The sequence below is a fragment of the Pigmentibacter ruber genome (genome assembly GCF_009792895.1).
In the GTDB taxonomy this organism is placed as follows: domain Bacteria; phylum Bdellovibrionota_B; class Oligoflexia; order Silvanigrellales; family Silvanigrellaceae; genus Silvanigrella; species Silvanigrella rubra.
On sequence record NZ_WSSC01000002.1, the window covers coordinates 516,418 to 539,165 of the forward strand.

Consider the following 22,748-nt stretch of genomic DNA (forward strand, 5'->3'; position numbering starts at 1 on the left):
AAAGTTTCGAAAACCTTTACTCAAAAACTTGCAATTCATTTTACAAAGCTTCTGTCCACTAAGTTTGCCATATTTCAGGCAGGGAGTAGGGGATCTCTCCTTGTTAAGTAATAGAATTACTTAATTATTTTTTACCTTTTTTAGCTGGTTCTGCAGCTGCAGCACCACCTTTAGGACGTTTTGCGCCGTAAAGAGAACGAGATTGACGACGTTTCGCAACACCGGTGGTGTCAAGAGCTCCGCGTACAATATGGTAACGAACACCAGGTAAGTCTTTTACACGACCACCACGCACAAGAACAACAGAGTGTTCTTGAAGGTTATGACCTTCTCCAGGAATATACGAAATAACTTCGATGCCTGTAGTTAAGCGTACTTTTGCAACTTTACGAATCGCAGAGTTCGGCTTTTTAGGCGTAGTAGTATAAACGCGTGTACAAACGCCACGACGTTGTGGGCACTCTTTAAGTGCAGGAGATTTGCTGCGGTAAGGGTTTGGCTTACGGCCGCTTGCAACAAGCTGGTTAATGGTTGGCATACGAAACCTTTCCTAGTATGTAGCCGTTTGTTCTTAAAAAGCCTCTTTATTTGGCGTAAAGTGGGCTTACATCATTGCCTTTGGCAAGTGGGAGACAATAAAAAAGCTTGGTGTCAAAGTCAATCCTTTTTTTTCTTAGGAATCCTAGCAGCTATGGGAAAAGAAGCTAGGAATTAAAATTATAGGAAAAATCTTAAATCTAATTAACTATATGAAATTATTGATTAAAAATCTAAACTCACTTTTGCTGGGGTTCTTTTTGCCGAAAAAAGGTCTGACATTTCTTGTGTTTCTTACCTAAGCCACAACTTTTTTAAACGGCAAGTTCGGGACTAAAGTTTTTAGTATTTCTTAGTTAGTTTAAAAAGAAGATAAAGATTTTAAAATGAGGGAATAGGATATGATCCAAAACACTCCCAAAACAACTCAGCTAATTTCTTTTGGGGCAACAAACAGTCCGAAAAATGAAATAGATGAAAATAATTTTAATGTAACAAAGTATGATTCAGGAAAAAGCTCAAAAGAAACAAATAAATTTACAAAGGAAATTAATAAATTTAATAATAAAGATACACTTCCAGCTGATCGTGAAAAAGAAACTCCATTTCAAAAATTACTAAGCAATAAAAAAATTGAAAATGATACGGAATTTAATTCTATAGAACAACCAAATAATAAAGAAAATAGGAAAAATAATTCTACTAAAGACTTAGATTCTAGTTATTTGTTTAATTCCTTCATAAATTTACCAACAATTATGCAAAATAATTATAAACAAGACTCTTTCAATCTCAATCAAAAAGTTGAAAATTTTTCAGATAGTCAAGAAATAATTCCAATTTTTACAGAAGTAAACAAACAATTAAACCCTGAATTTAACTTTAAAAATACAGGATTTAAAGATTTAGCTTTAAATAAAATACCATATTCTGATTATTTTGACATAAAACTGAATAATCTAAATCAAAACAATTCTCAATTTAGTCTTATTGGTGATGATCAAAGAGTAAAGAATGGATTAATTGAAAATAATTTTAATTTGCAAGATTTTGTTATCTTTAAAGATATAGAACCAAAAAATGTCTCGAATTTAGAAAATAAGCAAATTTTTAAAAGTAATAATGAAAATTTAATTAGCTTTGATTTAAACTCAATTTTTCCAATAAATAATTTAAAAGAAATAGAGAAAAGTTCTCCAATGAATGTGTTTTTTAGTAATAATAAACAATTCAATCCAATGGATATTAAAATAGAATTTACTAATAATTTAGAAAAATTAGAAAACGAAAAATTACCAATTGAATTTAATCCCAAAATTCAAATTAAAGAACAGTATAAAAATGATCTTATTAAACTTGATAATGGGATTGAACTTCTTCCTTTTAAAAATGATAAAAAAGATATTGTTGAAGGTTTTTTTATTTTAAAAAATGATAATAATAATGAAAAATTAGATGAAAATATTGAGAAAAATTTTTTAGGAACTATTTTGACTAAAAATAGCGAGAAAAACTCATTTTTAATAGATGGAAATAAAATTGAATTTATTAATAGTGCTAATTTCTTAGATAACAAAACAATTGATTTTAAAAATAGTAATAATGAAAATTTTTCTTTGCCAATTTTTATAAAAAATATATCTAATATTGCAAAAAATGAAAATTCTAATGAAATATTTCCTGTTATTACACAAAAAAACTTTCTTCCAGATAGTATGAAGAAATTAGGAAAAATTGATTCTTTTGATCCTGGAAATGACAACACTTTGTATTTGGATATGACCAATACTAATAAAGATATATCTAATCTAGAAGTTCAAGATAGATTTAAATATAATCCTATAAAAGTTGGAAAATTGGATAATACTGACAAACTTGAAAATATTAATAAATTTAATTTATTACCAACTAAGAGCGAGGAGATTAAGAAAATTGAGGTTCCTTTAAGCTTGGTAGGAAATCAAAAAATATTTGAAGAAAGTTTTGAGAAAAAAAATGATTTAAAAATGAATAAATTTGAAGATATTAACCTTCTAATTGATAAACAAAAAATACCATTAATTAATAAATTTGATAAACAAGAATCAGCTTTCCAATTTTCAGATTTTGAACAAAATACTACTGATTCAAAGCAAAATAAAGAAATTATAAAACCAGATGATAAACCAATAATCTTTGAAAAAACATTATCATCTCAAGTTAATGTTCCAATTATTGTTTCAGATAAAAATAATTCTGATTTTTCTAATCCACTCATATCTTCTGCAACAAGAAGGGCAATAGATCTTTCCAATCAATTGCAAGCTAAAGGTGGAGGAATTGCAAAAGTACAAATTCAAGATGATAAACTAGGTACAATTGAATTAAATATACAAATGAAAAAAGATAATAGTGTTTCAATGGAGATTAAAGCGTCTGATAGTAACTTAAAAACTGTTTTAGAGAATAATTCAGATACGCTTAAAAAAACTCTAGATAGTCAAAATATTTCTTTAACCGACTTTAAAGTAACTACTTTAGAGGCAAAGAGTATACACAATACTTTTGGAGCAATGAATAGCCAAAACTTTTCGCAGCAACAAGGAAGTAACCATAAACAACAAGAATTTTCATTTCAACAGAATTTAAATCAAAATTCTTTTTCTGGTAATTCTTCAAATTCATTTATGAATAATAATGGAAATAATTATTCTGCTTATTTAGGAGATGAATTTAAAAATTTGAAAGTAAATAATATAGGAAATAATAAGTTGAATAATTTTCAAAATATGGAAAAAAATTCCATAACAAATATACAACGTGGTGCAAATGGTTCTATAAAAGTTATTGTTTAAATATTGTAAATATTAAATAAGTCAATGTAAATGGAGAGAGTTATGTATATCGGAGAATCTAGAGGAGTCGCTAAAATACCAGAAAAAGCACCTGAGCCACCTAAGTCTGTTGGTCTAAAAATGGAAAAAGGTGATGATGCTCCAAACTTTGAAAATATGATATATGAATCAAATCTTGCCAGACAAGCTGAAATTGAAAAAGAAAAAAATGAGGCTGGTGGTGATTTCCGCTTGGGTGAGACAAAGAATGATCGTGAATTTAGAAAACAACTAGAAAAAGTAACTGGTAAGAAACAAGATCTAGCCAAAAATAAGCTTGAAAGAGATGACTATTTAAATTTACTAGTTACCCAATTAAAGTATCAAGATCCAAGTAAGCCAATGGAACATTATGAAATGGCGTCACAAATGGCGCAATTTAATACTGTTGAGCAATTGATGGGTGTAAATAAAGTTCTTACTGAAATGAAAAAAATGCAAAACGATGCAAAAGCTGAAAAGCTTTCTCAGTATCTAGGGAAAGATATAGAAATACAAGGTAATAGCATTAAATTATCAGGTGATGGTAAGGCAAATTTAGCAAAATTTGAACTACCGGCTGGCGCATCAAATGTGATTGCTGAAATCAGAGATGAACATTCAAAAGTTGTAAAAAGTATTCCTATGGGAGCATTACAACCTGGAGTAAATAAAATAAATTGGGATGGAACAAATGATAAAGGTGTTAAACAACCAAATGGAATTTATACTTTTAATATTTTAGCATCTTCCGAAGATGGAAAACCAATGACAGCAAAAACATCATATATTGCTAAAGTAGAAGGTATTACAGATATTCTATCTGGAGGAAAGTTGGATACCGATGTCGGTATAGCTGATCCAGCAAAAATAATTGCTATTCGTAATCCTGAACCAACGACAGCTCCTGTTCAGACTAAGCCACAAAAAAACCAATTGATTTCTAATGCACAATTAAAAGAACCTGGAAAGAATTCACAAGAAATAAATGAACATCCAGGACAAATAAATGCTGCTTTAAAACCAGATGATGATAAATTTGATGCTTCCGCAAGTAAAAACATTGATGAGTTCAAAGCAAATCATTTAAATTCTTTAACTCAAGGTAACGAAAATAAAGTTTTTGAGAGCGATTTTGCGGGATCAAAAAATAAAGCTTTTGAAAATGATAATGGAATTGGAAAAAATAAAGCGGTGCCAGCAAAAACGAATCCCAATGATGTTTTTTCTGAACCAAAATTAAATTTAACTGAATATAAAAATCAAAATAAAGTTACGGAGTCAAAAGAAGCTTCAACACGCACTGGTAATGTTTCAAGTCCTCCAAAACAAAGAGCAGTTGAAAATTATCAAGAACCTAAAGCAGCCCCGAAATATGGAGGTGCACCCACAGTCAATGGGATAAACGGAAGAACTTAGGACTTTAAGATTATAATTTTTGAAGGAATGCTGATATGCCTATTAATTATGCCTTATTTAGTGCGGTTTCCGGCTTAGGGACAAATGCCGATGGAATGTCTGTTGTTGCGAATAATATTGCAAACGCGAATACAAAATCTTTTAAAACAGATAGAGCAGAATTCGAGGACATGCTTGCTGTTACTTTAAATGAAAGGTCGCAATTAGGTCGCGGTGCGAGACTAAGAAATATTACAACTTTATATAACCAAGGTGCCATTACGAATACAGGACAAATCACAGACTTGAGCGTTCAGGGAGATGGTTTTTTTGTGATTAAAAGTGATGTAGCTGAAGTAAAAGAATCAAATGGACTATTTTACACCAGACAAGGAAGCTTTCGCTTTGATAAAGATGGAAAATTAACAGATCCAACTGGTGCTCGTGTCCAAGGTTACATGCCTGATCCTGATAGTAACAATAGACTTTCTGTTAAAATGACCGACTTGCAAATTATTACTAATATTATTCCTCCAAAACCAACTAATATTGTAAATATAGTTACAAATTTGGATGTAAGAGAACGACCTCCTGTAGACGATTTTGACCTATCACGTCCTGCTGATACTTCAAATTTTGCAAGTGCAGTCACAATTTTTGATAATTTTGGCTATGGGCGTCAAGCGGTTATTTATTATACAAGGACAACAGACCCTACTAAGAATGAATGGCACTGGTATGCAACAGTGGATGGACAGGAGGTGTCTCTTGATCCTCCACGGAATGAAAAAGGAAAGGTTTTGCCTGCTGTTATTGCAGAAGGTGTCGTTGAATTTGATGAAGATGGGAAGCCTATTTTAAACTTTAAAAACAAAGCTGGAACGCCAATTCAAATAGACTATATCAATAAAACAGATGCTTTTGATGTCCAATTTGTAAATGGAGCAAGACCACAAAAACTCCAATTCAATTTTGGTCCAACGATTGATGAAGATGGTATTGTTGGGACTCAAGGTTCAACAAGTTTAGCAGCTAAATCTGGTGTGGCATTCCACTCACAAGATGGTTATGAAGCAGGATATTTAAAAACTCTGAAAATAGATTTGGATGGCATTATAAGAGGAACTTACACAAATGGTTTGGAAAGAAGACTAGGGGCTGTGGCTCTAGCTGTTTTTCAAAATACTCATGGTTTGCAAAAAATCGGGCGTAACAATTATATTTCAACACCGAAGGCAGGCGAAGCACGTATTGGTCTTCCACAAACTCTCTCAAGAGGAAGTATCTATTCAGCAAGTTTGGAAGAATCTAACGTTGATTTGGCACAACAATTTGTGGATATGATTCTTACTCAAAGAGGATTCCAAGCCAACTCAAAAGCAGTTACGACGACGGATACAATGCTTGAAGAAGTGATTAATTTGAAAAGATAATTTTAATTTAATGTAAAAAAATGCGAAGATATAATTGCATTTTCAAGAAAAATTGATAAATGTGGTGCGTTGATATAAATTCTATAGTAATGATCAATATAGAGTTTATTTTTTAATGCAGAAAGTTTATGATTAATAAAGAACATTCTATCCAAAATACTAAAAAAAAATCAGCATGTATTAATTTATATTGGGGATTAGGCATTATTTTTTTTCATATTGCAATTCTATTTATTCCTATTTTAATTTGTTATTACGTGCAATTCAAAAATAATTTTATTTTTCTTATTTTTTCAATTGTTTTTATCTTATTAAATGGAACTAGAATGCGAGCTCTAGGAAATATTATTCATGAGTGTAGTCATTTTAATTATGTTACCTCAAGGAAACAGAACTATTATATAGGGAAAATATTATCTTTACTAGAGTTTTCTTGTTTTGATAGTTATTTAAAAGATCATCACTCACATCATAAATATTTGGGAGATTTAAGGCTCGATAAAGATTTTATATCTAGGCAGGTTATTGGAATTTGTGGTAAAAATAAGTTTTCAGGGATAACTCTTTTTAAGATTGTATTTTCCCCTTTTAATTGGTTTATTCTGATTAAGTCATCCTTTGTTTTAAATTATAAGGATAAGAAAAATATTGTAGTTCACTGTGTAATGCTAATAACTCTACTTTTTTTATTCATGGTTTTTGGAATAAATTTAATATTTCTTTTTCTTATACTCCCTTATTTTACATCTTATCAAATGTGTAAAATATTATCTGATTATTTAGATCATGGCGGTCTTTATTATCAAAATGAAAAAGAGCATAAAACTAGAAACCACATTTTTTCTATTCCATTTTTAAATACTATTTTATTTCCTAGAAATGATTGTTATCATTTAGTGCATCATCTTTATCCAACTTTACCAACAACTTATTTACCACAAATGCATCAAAAATTACTTACAACAAATCAAGAATATGCTAAAAGAAGACACAATATTATTTAAGGCCAAAGTAAATATTGGCTCCCAAATGGATCTCTTCCTTCTCTAATATAGTGCAAGGCTGATTTTTCTTTTAAATCGACATCATCATAAGATAAAAAAGTATAATCTCCATTTGCTTTTTCAATTGTTAAAGTATTTGGTTGTCTTGGATTTATGGCTTTGATATCGACTTTATCGCCTTTATCCCAGTCGTCACCTTTTTTGCGAATAATGGAGACTTCATCTCCTTCTTCCAATTCATGTAATTTTGGTGGAGGTACGCGACGGATTGTTTCTTTTACCCCATCCTTATAATATTCGACATTGTAAGGTGTTCGATCATATACTGGTAAAACCACTGATCTCTCCCTTAATAGGCAAAAAATGCTTAGTTTGGTGATCGGAAAATTTTATGTAAGGCTTAAATTTATGAAAAAAATTAAATATATCATCCTTTTATTGCTAAACATTTTATTTCTGCCTCTCTATATTTTTTTTGGGTTAATCAGTTTTCTACTTTCATTTTTACCTATTTTTCCAACGCAAACAGCAAAACAAAATCTGAAGCAACAGCTTAATATTACAGGGATAAAAACTAACATTTTAATAACGCAAGTTTATTTAAATTACTTATATTATTTTGTTGAAGCTTTTTTCTTTCAAAAACTAAATTTAAATATTTGTGAGTTTAGTGATGATTTTATTTATCCTGTTTTTTATGCAGAACTTCAGGAAAAATATCCTGCATTACGAGAAAAAGGAATTGTATATATATTATCGCATATGGCTAATGTTGAAATGTATTCATTGCCAGTTATTGAAGAAGTAATGAAAGGAAAACATAATAAAGTTTATGCTTTAGCACAACCTGCAAAACTAAAATGGGTAAATAAATTATTGAGTTGGTACCGTGTACGACCTGGTATGGGGGTTGTAATGACAGACAAATCTCTTTTTGCCCAAATGGAACGACTGATTCAATCTGGGCAGGCTTCATTTTGTATGTTGGTTGATCAAAAACCTAAAAATGGCGGACTTTTTATTAAATTTTTTAATGACTATGCTGCTTTTCCTACATCGGGTTTAAGAATGTGCATGAATCAAGGGATGGTGATTGCCTATGCCGCTGCTTATAGAGTTATTCCAGGGGTTGTAAAGCTAAAAATGCAAAGCGGTAAAAACCCGCATTTAAAGAAAAATATTCTAGAAAATTATCAACAAATTTATACGAGAGATGAAGATTTAGTCCCTGCCAAATTATTTGATGCTGAAAATATTAAACAAAGAGAAGCTCAAACCGCTTTAGAAATGGCACACTTTACAAAGTGGATTGAAGAGCAAATAAGGGAACACCCTAATCAATGGTGTTGGGATTATAGGAAATGGTCAAGAAAACCTAGAGCACAAGAATGAAAAAAACTTCTTGGTTTTTTATTTCAAGAAGTTCAAGATTTCTGTATGGTTGTTGCTAAATTAAATTATTTCTCTACCTGCTATAGTACCAGCTGTGCGACTAGAACAGCCACAAGTTCTATTTCCAGCAGATTCAAACATAGAGCCGCAAGTAAGACAGCGGCGTACGCGTACATGTATTGGAGACAGTCCAGCTAAGCGTCTAGCTATGTTTTTTTGCTCGATGTCCTTTATAACGCTTGGAGGAAGTGTTTTGACTCTTTGCCCGTTCTCATATCTTTCCCCGTTGGCAAGATCGGATGTTTGGCTAGGTTGGTGTTCTTTAGTGATAGAGCACTCTTGTCCATTAGCTAAGGTGATAGAGCGTTGGCGAAGTAAAAACATAGTGACCTCATTTTATATAAATTGGAATATTTATAAGATATGTATTGTCTAGGCGAATAATGCCTGAAAACAGAAAGCTAAATGACTTCGAGAGAAATTTCTTTGATACGGATCAATATTGACTATGATTTATGATACTTTTTGTAAAAAAATTAAAAAATACATATCCTTACAATTTTTCACAATACTTATCTTATTTGCTTTTTCCTCGTGCAGATCAACGAATGAAGCAGAAGTTCGGTTTTTTGACCAAAACACGAATCCTTATGTTCCTTTGATAGATAAAAACAGTCTCATAATGGATAGTTACATTGATATTAACCCATTCCAAGAAGAAGGGCTTGCATGGGCCCCATTTATTCTTCCAAATGAGAACTGGCTTTCAGTTTTGCCTTCAGATTCCTTAGTTGGTTATTGGAATGGTGCTAATAATCCTATTTTACCACCTGAGCCTGGGAACTGTAGGATTGTGGATGATACTGAAATTTCTAATTTGCCTAAAGGAGAACTTAAAAGAGTTCAATTTGAATCAGATAATTTATTTCCGCATCATGATTTTAAAAAACTATTTTTCTTAATGAGCTCAGAAAGTAAGAAACCATTTGCAATTGTAAAAATGAATGCCGAAGGGAAAGCAAGCTGCTTTATTGCGTTGAAAAAGTATGTAATTTCAACAGGCTATGGGGATTTGCGGAGAGAATTTCAAGTTGATAGTGAAACAACAAATGTGAAAGTTCCTTTTTTTGATAGCAGTTATGTAAAAATAATTCCAAAGGGTATTAATGGTATAAAAAATGGTGATATTCTTAGGCTGGGTAGAACTCTCTCAGAAGAAAATTTAAAAAAAATTGAAGAAAATTTTCAATCTGGCAGTATGTTAATTCCTTCAAGAATAGCAAAAGATCTTTTTGTTGTTGGTAATATTCAAACGAAAAGAATGAATGTCGATGAATATCAAAAGACTTCAATATTAATTGGTGAAAAACCTTTTGAATTGCAATTAGAGCCTGCTTTATATACTTTTGCAGTTTTAAGAAAAAATAAATTAGTTTGCTTAAAATCAATTGAATTATCTGATAATGAAATCTTTGAATTAAATTGTGAAGGTGAGGATAAATATTTTCTTGATTCTGAACAAGATAACAATAGTTATATTTTTGATAACTCAATTTTTCCTATCCAAATGATGGAGTCTAATGTTTTTTTGAATTGGTTATTTGCAGGCAGTAAAATTTTATTAGCAAACTTTTATAATGTTAATTTAGATTTTGAAATAAAAAATGATTCTGAACAAGAAGTTAATAAAAAATTAAACTTTATTGCCCAAAATTATGATAAAAAGTACGTATCATTTTCTAACAATTTTTTTATTAATCAATTGAACTCAATGAACGAAATGAATCGTTTTGATTTTAACAAAATTTATATAGGCGTTTCAGGTAAAATGCTTTCTCCAAATGTTTCTTTTTTACGCAATGATAGTCAAAATTTACCTTTTCTAGGCATTCCGTTAGGAGGAACTGGTGAGAAAAATTTAGCGCATAATGCTGTTCCTTTTTCAGCATTTACAAAAATTAATAGATTAATTTATAAACCTGAATTTTTAAAATTTTCAAATATTCAAGCAAGCAATGGTGCCACTTTTAGTATTTTTGAACCTCTTACTCTTTTAGATAATGATAGTATGTTTTCTAGTTATGTTCAACAAAAATTTAGATTGCGTATACTCATTCCGGAATGGAATTCTACAAATGTGGTTGAAATGTATGTAAATGGAAAATTACGCAGAAGATGGGTTTTAGATAGGGGAGATCTCTCAAAACCATTTTCGGCCGGCTTTGAAGAAAATATTATGGAAACAAAAGCATTTACAGTAAGATGGCTTGCTTGGGGAGATGAATATTTACCAGATTTTCTGGTTGGTACTCATAATTCAATCCCTTTTGCCATAACTCGAGATTTTTGTGTTGATTATAGTGGAGATGGAATATGTCACGTGGAGCAGTAAAAATGATTAACTTTGTTCATCCTGAATTAGAGCAAGATTTTTATTGGCAAAAAAAAATATCTACTTCTTTCGATTCGCAGTATTTTGCTAATTTAATTGATTCAACACTTTTAAAGCCCTCAACTACCATAAATGAGATAGATAAGTTATGTGAAGATGCGCTTTTAGCTAAATTTCGTTCAGTTTGTGTGCCTCCTTGTTATACAAAAGATGCCAAGCTAAAATTAAGAAATTCAGAAGTAAAAGTTTGCACTGTTTTGGGTTTTCCCCTTGGCTATACTTCTACTGTTGCCAAAGTAGAAGAAATGAAAAGTGTAATGGCTTATGTGGATGAATTTGATTTTGTACAAAATATTACCTTCGTTAAAAATAGTGATTTTCGATCTTTAGAAAATGAATATTTATTAATAGTTCAAAGTGCGAAAGATAAATTAGTTAAAGTTATTTTAGAAACGGCATTATTGTCAGCCGAAGAAATCTATAACTGTACTTTATTAGCAGCAAAATGCGGCATTCATGTTATAAAAACTTCAACTGGCTTTTCCTCAAGAGGTGCAAGCCTACAAGATATCGAAGTTATCAAAAATGCGTTAAATGCATATCAACAAGAAACTGGAAATGTAGTAGGTATAAAGGCGAGTGGTGGTATTCGTTCCGTAGATGATGCCTATGCTTTTGTTCAAGCAGGAGTTACACGATTGGGTACAAGTGGTGGCAATGACATCATTAAAGGGAAGCTAAATAATTCTAATTACTAATTGAAAAGGCAGCTTATGCAATCAACTGACCAAGAAAATGTTTTTGTATCAAAACTAAATATAACTTCAATAATTTTAAGCCTGATAGGTTTTTCTGTTTCTTTATATTCTTTAATAGTTCATTTGCAGGTTACTTTAAAAAGCAGTGGAAAACAGCTCTGTGATTTTAATTCAACTGTGAGTTGTTCAGCAGTTATTGGAAGTTCTTATGGAGAGATAGCTTCGATACCTTTGGGTGCTTATGGAATGACCTTTTTTGCCATTCTGTTTTCAGCTGCTATTTTGCCAAAATTTACTCAGGTAACAAAAAAATGGTTAGCACAACTTGAATTAATGTTGGCAGGTTTAGGTTTTCTTAGCGTTATTTGTTTAGCTTATATTTCTTATTTTAAGTTACAGCTTGTATGTCCCGCATGTTCGATTGTGCATATAACTGTTTTATTATATTCAGCAATCAAAGTTTATGAATATCTCAAAGTAAAAAATACACCAATTGGTCCTAAAAACGATGCTTTTATTAGATTTATGGCTGTTTCTTTATGTTTAGGACTTCCTCCTTTAGCGATTGGTCTTCTTGCTCCCATTATTGCTCCCTATTTTTCTAGCTCTGATAAAACACCTCCAACGTCAAATGTAACAAATACTCAAGCAAGCAATATAAATCCAAGCAGCGTTGAGCAAATTAACAATTTAATGAGTTTTAATAAAACAAATTTTGTAGGCAATGGAGAGGATTATCGTAGAGGAAGTGATTCTGCTAAAGTGGTTGTGCAAGTTTTCTCTGATTTTGGTTGTCCACATTGTCGTATTGCAACTGAAGGTATGACCAAAGCTCAAGATGCTTTTGGACTAGAAAAAGTAGTCATAGTTTATAAGTTTTTTCCTTTTAGTAACAAGTGTAATCCACATATTTCACATGAAGGAGTTTATCCATATAGCTGTACTCTCGCTGAAGCTGCGCGTTGCGTAGGACAACAGGGAAAATTTTGGGAATTTAAAACTTGGGCATTTGAGGGGCAAACATGGAATAATGCTCAAAGAGCCGAAAACTTTTCGCTTGATGGCTTAAAGAAACATGTTGGAGAAATGGGTTTGAATATAAATGCATTTGAACAATGTATGAATTCGCATGTTGAAGTCCAAAAGTTAAAAGACGATGCAGGAATTGCAAATAAATTAGGTATTGAAGGGACTCCTTTAATTTACATCAATGGGCAACAATATAATGGAGAGCATAGCGCTGAAGCTTTTATGCAAGCATTCAGTCAAGCATACGGAAAATAAATTTAAATGCTATCTTCATGGAGAAAAAATCAGATAAAAGTGAAACTGTTAATAATTTTAATTGCTATTCTTTTTCATTTTTTTCTTATTATCGGGGTTTTGTTATTTAATAGCTTTCATTTACCAAATTTTAAAAGTTATAAACAATTATTGAATCCTCCATTAAAAGTAACTATTATAGAAAAAAAGACTTCAGAACATCAATAACTCCTGCTATTGAAGATAAAAAAGATTCTTACCTTCTGCAATAAACAAATTGGCAAAATTCACCAATGTGAAAATAAAATGATCTGAATTTTTCCTAGTGCATTAGTACTTTTATTTAAAAAATTAATTCAAAGATAATCCAATATAAAAAATTTTTCTAATCATACAGAATAAGTTGAATGAGTAAAAAAAGTTGACATTTATTGTTTTGTTGTTTTAAGTAAAAAAAATGAAAAAAGTTATGGTAATCATCATTTTTTAGATATTACTTTAAATAATTTTCAAATAACTGTAATTCGCTCCATTAATAAGCTGTTTCTTAGGAGAAAAAAAATGCTTGGAAAAAATATATTAGTTGCAACTTTGAGTTTAACATCTATAGCTTTATATAGCTGTGGCGGAAAAAATAATAAAACTGCTGCTGAGGCGAAAAAAAATTCTGAAACCAAGAAAATAAATACTAATTTTGTACTGCGTACTGGGCAAAATTGGCAACTAAGTGAAAAAATAACGATCGAAGGTAAGGTTAAATGCGCTTCAGAAAAATCAGATAAACCAGAGCGTATACTTAAAATAAGTAGTGCAGACCCTACACTTGTTGTTATTGCAGATGATATTTGTAATATTACAATCAATAAAATTATTGACTCTAGTAATGCTGCAGCTTCTGTTGAATGGGTAGCTGAAGCAGGTAAAGAATTAGAACTAGTATTAAATACAAATAAGGCTATAAATTTTTCAGATAAATTTGGAGAATTTAAGAACAGTTCAAATACAATGTACTTAAATGCTAAAAAAGAAGAAAATGGTGCTTTAAACTTCTTCTTTAAAGATGACAATAAAGTAATTTCTCCAACAGTTGCAAACAGTATTGTAGATACAATAGACAATACAGCATTGACTAAAAAATTACTTTGGTCTGAAATAAGCAATGGCGCTAAAGGCTTAGGGGATGGTTATACAGTAGAGTATAGTTATGTCGGTCATCGAGAATTAGGAAATAATGAATATAAAAAAGTTGATGGTTTTAAATTAAAGATTAATGGATTGCAGCAAGGCGTTTTTTGTGCAATTGGAAAAACAAGCGATACAATTACCCTAGCTGATCTTAAAGCTCATTTTGTGACTCCAAACCCATTGCTTAAAAATTGTCCTACAAACTTTACAGAATTTGTTAATGAAGCTTATACAATGTACACCTTAATTTCATTAACTTCTAACCAAATGAATACTTATAAATTTGATCAAGTTTCTCTTCCAACTAAAAATACACAAGCAGATCTCAATAATGAAAGAGCTAAATTAAAAGAAATAGGTAAGACTAACAGTATAGAAATTATTAAAAACGAAATAAGTGCAAAAATTATAGCTCTAGATTTAGATAAACTTAAGTCTGATTATGGAATTGAAAAGAATAAAATTCTTTCAACAGAAACTGAAGCTATTGCTAAACTTGATAAAATAGATAGTGATTTAGAGGCAGAAATGGCTAAATCAGTTGTCAATTATAATCAAATATTAAAATTATTAAATGATTTTATTTCTGATACTAATCCTAATGCATTGTCTAAAACTACTCGCAGCTCTTTAACTACAGCACAAATTCAAGAAGCAAATTTCAAAATTTTAGAATCTGTTAAGTTGCAGAAAATTGAAGATATTTTTGCAAATTTATAAGATAAATGTTTAGAATATAAAACCCTTCAGCAGCATAATTTTCTAGAAAATTATGCTGCCTTTAGTTTTTGAATTAATTATTTTTCAGGTATTTTGAATATGATCAATTGAAAAATAAGTTTTTCAATAAAATATCATTATTTTTCTACCCTGGAGGCCAAGCTAAACTGCGACCACCCATGACATGGCAATGGAGATAGTAAACAGTTTGTCCGCCGTGTTCACCGTTATTCATAATTAGTCTATAACCCGACTTATCTATACCTGTTAATTCTGCTACTTTTTTAGCTGCATAGAGCACCCGGCCCATTTGTTCAATATCTGATTCATTTGAGGTTGCAACATTAACAATTTTTCTTTTTGGTATTACTAATACATGTACAGGTGCCTGGGGAGCAATATCATGAAATGCTAAAGTATATTCATCTTCATAAACTGGTTTGCAAGGAATCTCTCCGGCGAGTATTTTTTCAAAAATCGTTTTTTCAGTCATATGTACCTCATAGTTAAAGCTTTGCTTTGACATACACTGAAGACAGTAACAAAGATTTTAAAAAACATAAATTATTGATTTAGCAAAAAAGAAGATTCTTTTAATTTCAAACGAATAGAACTATAATCTGATAAGATAATTCTGTTTTCATTTGAATTGAGGTAATTAGCATACAAAATCGTAATTAAAGGAGTTTTCATTGGTTTAAAGTCAGAAACAGCAAAATGTTGACCTGGTACTATTTCATAAGATAAGACTTGGATTAAATTATTCACAGCATAATCATTAATAAACTGTTCTTTCTTTAAAAACCAATTAGCAGCTGACATTTTCTTAAATTCATCAATAACTTTATCATCATAAATAAAAATAACATCAACTGGTATTGCAGAATAACTATTTGCATTTATATCTATATAAGCTTCTAAATTCATTTTTGGTGTAGTACAAGAAAGAAAAAAAATGACTAGTGTAGAAATATTAGCAATTTTTTTCATTTAATTATTCCTGATATTGTATTTATTTAAAATATTTTTATAAGCATAAGTGTTTTTAATTTTTTTTAAAACATAATTAAACTCATAAAATCTTTCTTTGTTTATTGAACTAATTTTAGAAAAATAAGCATTTCTGGATAGTTTTTCATATAATTGAGTAGTTCTGCGTTCTATACGATTTAGCTCTGGGAATTTGTTTTTATATTTATCTATAACATATTCACAAGTTATTTGATCACAAAGAAAATAGTCTATTTCATTAAAATATACTTTAAGAAGTGCATTTAAGTAATTATTGTTTCCAGATATTGAGACGAGATGATAATTTTTATTTTTTTTTAGATTTGTATCTGAATAGCCAGAAGGAATTCCTATAGTTATATTTTTCAAAAAACTTTGCGTATAATCAAATTTTTTTCTAAAAAAAACAAGATTCATTTGAAAAATAGAATCACTAGATAATAAATTAGAGCTATCGTTTTTATTAATGTTATTATGTAATAATATAGAATAATATCCGACCTTAGTTTTTTGAATTGCATCATTACAATCTGTGATATAAAAATTATAATTTATATTCATATATCTAAAAATTAAAGCTAAAAGTTCTACTTCTGAACCTTTGAATTTGTTATCTTCATAAAAAAAATAAGGTGGGCTGTGGCATGAAACTATTTTTACAATGGTTAAATCTTCTGCAAAACAAAAATTTATTTTGCAAAATACAAGTATTAAAAAATAAGTAATATTTATTATATTATTAAACTTCATATTATTCCTTAATTTACATAATATTAATATAAATTTCTTTAGTATGATAAAGAAAGAAATATCAATTATCTAACACCAGGCAAATTTTACTCAGTAAATTTTTCAAATGAATGAGATTATTAGATAATGTAATAAATTAGGATATAATATGAGTATATCGGTACTTCAAACTAAAAATATTCAATTTTTTGAAAAATTTTGCTTTGATTTGACATTATTTGAGAAAACAATTGATTTGAAATTAGAGATTATAAAAGAAAGATCAATTACTGAATTAAAAGATTTTTATTCTGAGATAAAGGAAATTTGGAATGAAATTTATAAAAATATTGTACTTTTTGTTACAAATAATACATCCTATGAAAGAATAAATAATAAGATATATTTAGAGTTTCAATATGCAATGATAGCTCTTAGTGATGAATTTTTTTTGAAAAAAAATAATGAAATTTCAGATTACTGGAAAGATAACACTCTTGAATATACATTTTATGGAACTAGATCTTCTGGGTCAGTTATTTTTGATAAAATTGAAAAAATTATTAAAGAAAATGACACATTAAATTCAGATCTAGCATACGTTTACTTGCTTTTACTTGGCTTGGGTTTTAAAGGAAAATTTCATATTACAAAAGAAGAAGATAAAATTAAATTTTATCAAAAAGAACTTTTCAAAATTTTGAATAGTAAATTAAATATTACAGAAGAAAAAGAATTAGTCTTAAATAATTCATTAAGTATTCCAAAAGAAATTAAAGAACTATTTTTACCTGACATAAAAAAATGGTATTTTTACATATTGATAACGATTTTTTTATATTTATTAATTTCAAGTTTACTTTGGTTCTTTATAACAAATAAAAGTAGTGAAAAAATTGAAAAGTATAATCAAATTTTAAATGAGTTAGTTAAATGATTTTAAATTTAAACAAACTTCTAGCTACAAATTCAATACTTTTCTTTCTAGTTTATTTTTCTTTTATTTTTATTGTTTTTATTTCTGCTTTTTTGGTTTTTTATTGGTTGTTTTTAAAAAATAAAAAAATGAAAAAAATTAAATTAAAAAAAAGTAAAAAAATTTCATTTCCTAAGAAGATGTCTTTTTCTAATGCTTTTAAATTTTTTAAAAAAGATGCATTTTTTTTATATTTAAAATCCTCTATTTCTGATCTTAAAAAATTGAACAATCAAAAATTTAATCCAAACTTTATAGTAAGTTTTGGAATCTATAAAGATGAAAAACGAGATATCTTTAAGAATCCTAATTTAATATTTAATAGTGAAGAAAAATTTGAATCTCTTCTTGAAGTTAAGACATATAATGAAAATATTTTGATTGATATAGATCAGCAAAGTCTATTTTTCAAGTATGGAGCAGTAAATTATAAAAAAAGTATAAAAAAAATTATTAGTACAATTGCAAAATTTAGGTATTTAAAGCCGATATCGTCAATAATTTTAAAAATACCAATAACTGAAATAGCCGATATATATTTTGAAAGTCAAACAATTAAAAAAGAAAAAATTAAAATTTTAGCATTAAATTATCAGAATATACTAAACTACATTCAAAATTTATCTGGCTTGAAAATTCCTGTTTATTTATTTGTAACTGAATTGGAAGAAATTTATGGCTTTAATCAATTTACTTCCCAATTAAGTGAAGATGTTAAAAATCAAATTTTTGGATGGTCAAATCCCTATGATTTAGAAGCTATATTTAAAGAGAATTTTTTTGACGAAGCTATAAATAGCATACTAGAGAAAATTAAACAATTTAATATTGAAAAACAAATTTGTGATGGAGAAAATATATATAATAAAGACACTATTAATTTTCCACTTGAACTTGAATTATATTTAATTGAATTGAAGGAATTCATCAATATTATATTCAATAATAAATCTTTCAATCATAGCTATACTTTGCGTGGAATTTACTTAACAGGATTTGAAGCTGAAGGATTAAGAGTTCCTATTAAGTCAAAAAATAATTCATTATACTTTAGTAACTTTAAAGCTCCAAATGAATTTATTAACTTTGGTAAAAGTTTATTTATTAAAGACGTTTTTTTTAGGAAGGTATTACCAGAAATAAAGTTGAGTTCGCCTACATTTAATTACTTTTTGAGTGCTCAGCGTTATGCTTTATATCCAAAAATAATTCTGCCTTTTCTAATTATAACTTTTTCTTTCAGTACTTATTTCTTTGCAAAAAAAACAAAAAATTATGTTGATATGGTTGATAAAAATATATATTATTTGACTTCATATATTGATAAAAATTATGAACAAAATAAAATTAAATTAAAAGACAAAGAAATAAGTATAAAAAATATTGTATATGTTTATGATATGTATAATCCAATTTTTGAAAATGATATAAAAAGTATCTTTTATCCAATTAGTTATTTATCTAGATATACAGAAAATATAGAGTATCTTTATAATAATTTATTAATATTTTATGTAATAAAACCAATAAGATATTCATTGCTAGATAAAAATAGTAAACTTATTACAAATAATTTAGTAGGTTATTCAGATAATTTAGAACTAGAAATAAACATAAATGAATTAAAAGATCTTTACGCTTTTTCTGAATTAAGTTGGAAGAATGAAAACTACATTGATCTTTTTAATAAACTTAATGAAAAAGTTAACGTTGTTGATTCAACAAAATTATTAAATTATTTGCTTGATGCTGATTTAAGTGATTTATTTGATAAATATAATATAAACTTTAAAGTTAATAAAGATCAAAACCAAGAAAATATAGATTTGCGGTTAATTAAAAATGCTTTTAGTAAAAAGTTTTTAGATTTGCTTACTTCTGCAAAACAAGGAATTGAAGGAGATTCTTCACTTTTTCAAATTTCTAATTCAGTTGTAGAAAAAATAGATAATATTGATAAAGATTTAACAATAAATATTGCGCAAAAAAAATTCAATGATTTATATGAATTACTAAATAAGTTAATTGATAATTCTTTTGTTTCAACAAAACAAGGTAATTTTAAAATACCAACAAATTTATTAAATCCAATTGAGAGAATTAAAATTATCTTGCAGAAATCTATTTTACTAAGTGATGAAAACTCTTTGCAGATATTTGAAAACAAAATAAAAGAGGCAGTTTCTTTAAGAAATAGCAAGTCTTTATCATTTAATTCGCAAGTACTAGGAGCTCTATTTCTGGCGCAAAAAACAGATAAAGGGAAAAATGATAGTGAAATCATTATTTCGCCACAAATTCCTGAATTACTGGCTACTTTAGATAAATTTAAAGAAAAAAATTTTATGATGAATTCAATTGGAATAAAACTTCCTGAAAATATTCAATATCAAGAAAAGTATAAGTGGTCTGAAAGTGATTTAGAATATTTAGAGTCATTGCTTATAGAATATGATAAATTTCTAAGTAATGAAACTAAGACTATCAATCCGAAATTTATCACGCTCTTAACAAAATACGCTGCTCAAAGTATTTCCTTTGAGATGTTATTGAAAGTAAAACATACTGATGATATATCCTTTGAGTCAGAAAATAAGAAAATAAGTAAAGAAAAAATACTTGGTTTTAATCAAAATATAAAACGAAATACTTACATTCTGAGTAAATTGAAAGAAATTGGGGCTATTAATCTATTAAAGTCTATAGAAAATTCATTTAATACAGATATTTCACTTTTTTTATCATATATTCATGAAGATTTTAATAATAGAGGTTTTTTTAGTCCAAAAAATGCAAATTTTAAATGGTGGAATGGTATTGAAAACTTAGCATTTCAAGCATACATGGTTAATGATATCAAAGAATTAAATGAATATATTGAATTGCAAAAAAATGAAATCATTAAAATAAAAAATGATTATGTTCAAAATTTACTACAATTATCAGATTTTATAGGAAGTGATTTTTCCCAAAATGATTTAAAAAATATTGTTTTCTGGAAAAATAATATTGCAGCACTAGATTTAAAAAGTAAGGATAGCAGTTTTTTAACTTTACAAGATTTTATTGTCAATACTATGCCAAAAATTAATACTTTAAATTGCAATGAAATTATTGAAAAATATAATAATAATTCTAGTATTTATGATTTCTTTTTTGAGAAACAGAAAAATATTCTTGTTCTTTTAAAAAATCAGTGTAATGAACTTATAGAGAATTTTTATAAAAATGAATATGATAAACTTGCATTATTTTTTAATAAAGAAATTTCTGGGAAATTCCCATTTTCTTTAAATCTTCCAGTAAATTCAAGTGACGAACTAGATATTGATAAATTTAGCAGACTTTATTCAATGTATAATTCTTTTAGAGATTTAGAAAAATATAAGGTTTTAATTTCTGATAAAAATAAATGGAAAGACACTTTTGAATTTTTAAGTAAGTTAGATAACATCTTTAAAATTATACAATTTGATCCAGTTAAATCAGAAGCAGATCAATTAAAATTAAACTTTTTAGTAGATTTAAAAATATCAAAAAATTATGAAGAAAATACTGAAAGTATTGTTGAAAGAGAATTTGATTTTGGAAATAAACAGATATCTACTACGAATAGAATAAAGAAAATATCTTGGGAATATCTTGATCCTACAACAATTTCCTTAAGATGGGCGAAAGATTTTCCCGTATATCCAAATTTACAAAATGAAAAGAAAAAGAATTTATATGAAATAGATAATATTGATAAAAAAGTTGTTATTCAATTTAACAATAAATGGTCTATTTTTGCTCTGCAAAGAAAATATTCCAATCAATTTAACTCAGATTTTTCATCTCGTTTTTTGAAATTTAATGTTCCAGTAAAAAAGATTAAAAATTTAAAAAACATGGATGATATAGAGACAAATTTAGCTAAAATTGTAATGAAAATTAGTGTGGAAAATTTAGATAAACAATATATACCAATTCCACCTTTTCCAACAGAAGCTCCTTACCCCAATAATTTTTCTTATTCTAAAAATGAAGGAAATAATGTATGGAAATAAATCTTTTAAATATCTCGCAGCTTTTAGAACCGATAAGTAAAAATTTTCCATGTGGCGAAGATGTTATGTATGATGAAAGTTTTTTGCAAATTAAAAGAGATAGACAACAACCAGAAAATGAAAATTTAGGAGTTTGGGTTTTATCAGATAGTAAGGAAACTAATTGGAATAGAATTGAATATTTGTGCTTAGATTTGTTAAAGAATAAAACAAAAGATCTGATGGTTTGTTGTTATTTATTAGAGTCAAGATTAAAACAATATGGTATTTTAGGTTTAGCTAATTCATGTGAGCTTTTATTATCTATAAGTACTAAATATTGGGAAAACGTTTTTCCCCAATTGCAAGAAGAAAGTGATTCTAGAAAATCTCCATATCTTTGGCTAGATGAAAAATTGCCATATTTATTAAAAATACTTCCTTTATTTCAAATCAAAAATTCAAACAAATTTATCTTTTTTAAAGATATAGAATTATTTATGGGAAAAAAAGAGACTTCTGACTCTTTGCAAATATTACTTCAACAGGATGATTTTGAAATTCTCCTAGTAATACAAGATGAATTGCAAGAATTGGAAAAGAACCTAAAAAAATTAAAAGAATTTTTATTTTCTGAAAAAATAATTGAGGAAAACATATTTGGAAAAATTTTTGAAGTTACCCAATATATAAAAAAATTTGTTTCATCACAATTAAAAGTAACAAAAAGTGGGGAGGCAAAAAATGATAATTTACAAGATAGTAAATTTCATAATTTTGAAAAAGAAATTTATTATGAAAAAGTTGAAAATTCTGGATTAAATAGGAATGATATTTATAATAATTTAAGAAAGTACGCTGATATGCTTCTTGAATTAGAGCCACACAGTCCTGTTCCTTTGATTGTATTACGTGCACTAAAATGGCAAAACAGATCTTTTCTTGAGATTGTATTTGAAGTTCTTAAAATATCGAGTGATCAAAATAGTCTTTTCGCATTGTTTGAAGATTCTCAAAAACAAGAAAGGTTTTCAAGTCACGAAGATGAAAATCAATATGATTAAGGAGTATGA

18 protein-coding genes are annotated in these 22,748 nt (G+C 28.1%); 12 read left to right on the forward strand and 6 right to left on the reverse strand.

Features of this window, described 5'->3' with window-relative positions; all coding sequences use genetic code 11:
• Window positions 1–124: 124 nt before the first annotated feature.
• A complete protein-coding gene (rpsL, locus tag GOY08_RS08690; protein WP_148698002.1) occupies window positions 125–538 on the reverse strand; it encodes a 30S ribosomal protein S12 in 414 nt (137 codons plus the stop codon).
• A 400-nt stretch (window positions 539–938) separates the two neighbouring features.
• On the opposite strand from rpsL, the gene GOY08_RS08695 reads away from it, so the two are divergent.
• The 4 genes from GOY08_RS08695 to GOY08_RS08710 all read left to right on the forward strand — a co-directional run bounded on the left by GOY08_RS08695 (window position 939) and on the right by GOY08_RS08710 (window position 7,224).
• Window positions 939–3,371 carry a flagellar hook-length control protein FliK gene (locus GOY08_RS08695; RefSeq protein ID WP_158998507.1) on the forward strand — a complete coding sequence of 811 codons (2,433 nt, stop codon included), beginning with the start codon at window positions 939–941 and terminating at the stop codon, window positions 3,369–3,371.
• Window positions 3,372–3,413: 42 nt separating this feature from the next.
• Entirely contained in the window at window positions 3,414–4,808 is a 1,395-nt protein-coding gene (locus tag GOY08_RS08700) for a flagellar hook assembly protein FlgD (protein WP_158998508.1), read from the forward strand.
• A gap of 35 nt (window positions 4,809–4,843) precedes the next feature.
• Window positions 4,844–6,220 carry a flagellar hook protein FlgE gene (locus GOY08_RS08705; RefSeq protein ID WP_158998509.1) on the forward strand — a complete coding sequence of 459 codons (1,377 nt, stop codon included), beginning with the start codon at window positions 4,844–4,846 and terminating at the stop codon, window positions 6,218–6,220.
• Window positions 6,221–6,348: 128 nt separating this feature from the next.
• A complete protein-coding gene (locus GOY08_RS08710) occupies window positions 6,349–7,224 on the forward strand; it encodes a fatty acid desaturase family protein (protein ID WP_158998510.1) in 876 nt (291 codons plus the stop codon).
• On the opposite strand, the gene GOY08_RS08715 is transcribed toward GOY08_RS08710, so the two are convergent.
• The gene (locus tag GOY08_RS08715) at window positions 7,221–7,562 is read right to left on the reverse strand and encodes a hypothetical protein (protein ID WP_158998511.1); all 342 of its coding nucleotides are present in this window, start codon (window positions 7,560–7,562) and stop codon (window positions 7,221–7,223) included. The genes GOY08_RS08710 and GOY08_RS08715 overlap by 4 nt on opposite strands.
• A gap of 70 nt (window positions 7,563–7,632) precedes the next feature.
• Here GOY08_RS08715 and GOY08_RS08720 point away from each other — a divergent pair, with 70 nt between their 5' ends.
• Window positions 7,633–8,616: an LpxL/LpxP family acyltransferase gene (locus tag GOY08_RS08720; RefSeq protein ID WP_158998512.1), complete on the forward strand. Its 984-nt coding sequence runs from the start codon at window positions 7,633–7,635 to the stop codon at window positions 8,614–8,616.
• A 60-nt stretch (window positions 8,617–8,676) separates the two neighbouring features.
• Here the strand turns inward: GOY08_RS08720 and GOY08_RS08725 are convergent, their stop codons facing one another.
• Window positions 8,677–9,000, reverse strand: coding sequence for a hypothetical protein (locus GOY08_RS08725; RefSeq protein ID WP_158998513.1), 324 nt, complete (start codon window positions 8,998–9,000; stop codon window positions 8,677–8,679).
• 298 nt (window positions 9,001–9,298) lie between these two features.
• On the opposite strand from GOY08_RS08725, the gene GOY08_RS08730 reads away from it, so the two are divergent.
• The 4 genes from GOY08_RS08730 (at window position 9,299) to GOY08_RS08745 (ending at window position 14,934) form a co-directional block, all read left to right on the forward strand.
• A complete protein-coding gene (locus GOY08_RS08730; protein ID WP_158998514.1) occupies window positions 9,299–11,008 on the forward strand; it encodes a hypothetical protein in 1,710 nt (569 codons plus the stop codon).
• On the forward strand, window positions 10,990–11,766 hold the full coding sequence (gene deoC / locus GOY08_RS08735; protein WP_158998515.1) for a deoxyribose-phosphate aldolase: 777 nt from the start codon (window positions 10,990–10,992) through the stop codon (window positions 11,764–11,766). Before GOY08_RS08730 ends, deoC begins: the two co-directional genes overlap by 19 nt.
• A gap of 15 nt (window positions 11,767–11,781) precedes the next feature.
• Window positions 11,782–13,050, forward strand: a complete 1,269-nt coding sequence (locus tag GOY08_RS08740; RefSeq protein WP_158998516.1) for a vitamin K epoxide reductase family protein — start codon at window positions 11,782–11,784, stop codon at window positions 13,048–13,050.
• 540 nt (window positions 13,051–13,590) lie between these two features.
• Window positions 13,591–14,934 carry a coiled-coil domain-containing protein gene (locus tag GOY08_RS08745; RefSeq protein ID WP_158998517.1) on the forward strand — a complete coding sequence of 448 codons (1,344 nt, stop codon included), beginning with the start codon at window positions 13,591–13,593 and terminating at the stop codon, window positions 14,932–14,934.
• A gap of 145 nt (window positions 14,935–15,079) precedes the next feature.
• On the opposite strand, the gene GOY08_RS08750 is transcribed toward GOY08_RS08745, so the two are convergent.
• The 3 genes from GOY08_RS08750 to GOY08_RS08760 form a co-directional block, all read right to left on the reverse strand.
• Window positions 15,080–15,427 (reverse strand): histidine triad nucleotide-binding protein, encoded by a 348-nt coding sequence (locus tag GOY08_RS08750; RefSeq protein WP_158998518.1) that lies wholly within the window; start codon window positions 15,425–15,427, stop codon window positions 15,080–15,082.
• A 71-nt stretch (window positions 15,428–15,498) separates the two neighbouring features.
• Window positions 15,499–15,924 carry a hypothetical protein gene (locus tag GOY08_RS08755; RefSeq protein ID WP_158998519.1) on the reverse strand — a complete coding sequence of 142 codons (426 nt, stop codon included), beginning with the start codon at window positions 15,922–15,924 and terminating at the stop codon, window positions 15,499–15,501.
• Complete coding sequence (locus tag GOY08_RS08760; RefSeq protein ID WP_158998520.1) at window positions 15,925–16,695, reverse strand: substrate-binding periplasmic protein; 771 nt, start codon at window positions 16,693–16,695, stop codon at window positions 15,925–15,927.
• Between the two features lie 148 nt (window positions 16,696–16,843).
• On the opposite strand from GOY08_RS08760, the gene GOY08_RS08765 reads away from it, so the two are divergent.
• From GOY08_RS08765 to GOY08_RS08775, 3 genes are read left to right on the forward strand one after another with little or no spacing between them, the layout of a single operon-like run.
• Window positions 16,844–17,611 carry a DotU family type IV/VI secretion system protein gene (locus tag GOY08_RS08765; protein ID WP_158998521.1) on the forward strand — a complete coding sequence of 256 codons (768 nt, stop codon included), beginning with the start codon at window positions 16,844–16,846 and terminating at the stop codon, window positions 17,609–17,611.
• Entirely contained in the window at window positions 17,608–21,696 is a 4,089-nt protein-coding gene (locus tag GOY08_RS08770; protein ID WP_158998522.1) for a type VI secretion protein IcmF/TssM N-terminal domain-containing protein, read from the forward strand. The genes GOY08_RS08765 and GOY08_RS08770 overlap by 4 nt, the downstream gene beginning before the upstream one ends.
• Window positions 21,687–22,739, forward strand: a complete 1,053-nt coding sequence (locus GOY08_RS08775) for a type VI secretion system protein TssA (protein WP_158998523.1) — start codon at window positions 21,687–21,689, stop codon at window positions 22,737–22,739. Before GOY08_RS08770 ends, GOY08_RS08775 begins: the two co-directional genes overlap by 10 nt.
• The last annotated feature ends 9 nt before the right edge of the window (window positions 22,740–22,748 follow it).

What these genes read in the sequence shown, in the direction of transcription:
- GOY08_RS08720 (WP_158998512.1), top strand. Translation starts at nt 7,633, where the DNA reads ATGAAAAAAATTAAATATATCATCCTTTTATTGCTAAACATTTTATTT.
- deoC (WP_158998515.1), top strand. Translation starts at nt 10,990, where the DNA reads ATGTCACGTGGAGCAGTAAAAATGATTAACTTTGTTCATCCTGAATTA.
- GOY08_RS08710 (WP_158998510.1), top strand. Translation starts at nt 6,349, where the DNA reads ATGATTAATAAAGAACATTCTATCCAAAATACTAAAAAAAAATCAGCA.
- GOY08_RS08770 (WP_158998522.1), top strand. Translation starts at nt 17,608, where the DNA reads ATGATTTTAAATTTAAACAAACTTCTAGCTACAAATTCAATACTTTTC.
- GOY08_RS08745 (WP_158998517.1), top strand. Translation starts at nt 13,591, where the DNA reads ATGCTTGGAAAAAATATATTAGTTGCAACTTTGAGTTTAACATCTATA.
- GOY08_RS08725 (WP_158998513.1), bottom strand. Translation starts at nt 9,000, where the DNA reads ATGTTTTTACTTCGCCAACGCTCTATCACCTTAGCTAATGGACAAGAG.
- GOY08_RS08730 (WP_158998514.1), top strand. Translation starts at nt 9,299, where the DNA reads ATGGATAGTTACATTGATATTAACCCATTCCAAGAAGAAGGGCTTGCA.
- GOY08_RS08705 (WP_158998509.1), top strand. Translation starts at nt 4,844, where the DNA reads ATGCCTATTAATTATGCCTTATTTAGTGCGGTTTCCGGCTTAGGGACA.
- GOY08_RS08695 (WP_158998507.1), top strand. Translation starts at nt 939, where the DNA reads ATGATCCAAAACACTCCCAAAACAACTCAGCTAATTTCTTTTGGGGCA.
- rpsL (WP_148698002.1), bottom strand. Translation starts at nt 538, where the DNA reads ATGCCAACCATTAACCAGCTTGTTGCAAGCGGCCGTAAGCCAAACCCT.
- GOY08_RS08775 (WP_158998523.1), top strand. Translation starts at nt 21,687, where the DNA reads ATGGAAATAAATCTTTTAAATATCTCGCAGCTTTTAGAACCGATAAGT.
- GOY08_RS08740 (WP_158998516.1), top strand. Translation starts at nt 11,782, where the DNA reads ATGCAATCAACTGACCAAGAAAATGTTTTTGTATCAAAACTAAATATA.
- GOY08_RS08765 (WP_158998521.1), top strand. Translation starts at nt 16,844, where the DNA reads ATGAGTATATCGGTACTTCAAACTAAAAATATTCAATTTTTTGAAAAA.
- GOY08_RS08750 (WP_158998518.1), bottom strand. Translation starts at nt 15,427, where the DNA reads ATGACTGAAAAAACGATTTTTGAAAAAATACTCGCCGGAGAGATTCCT.
- GOY08_RS08760 (WP_158998520.1), bottom strand. Translation starts at nt 16,695, where the DNA reads ATGAAGTTTAATAATATAATAAATATTACTTATTTTTTAATACTTGTA.
- GOY08_RS08700 (WP_158998508.1), top strand. Translation starts at nt 3,414, where the DNA reads ATGTATATCGGAGAATCTAGAGGAGTCGCTAAAATACCAGAAAAAGCA.
- GOY08_RS08755 (WP_158998519.1), bottom strand. Translation starts at nt 15,924, where the DNA reads ATGAAAAAAATTGCTAATATTTCTACACTAGTCATTTTTTTTCTTTCT.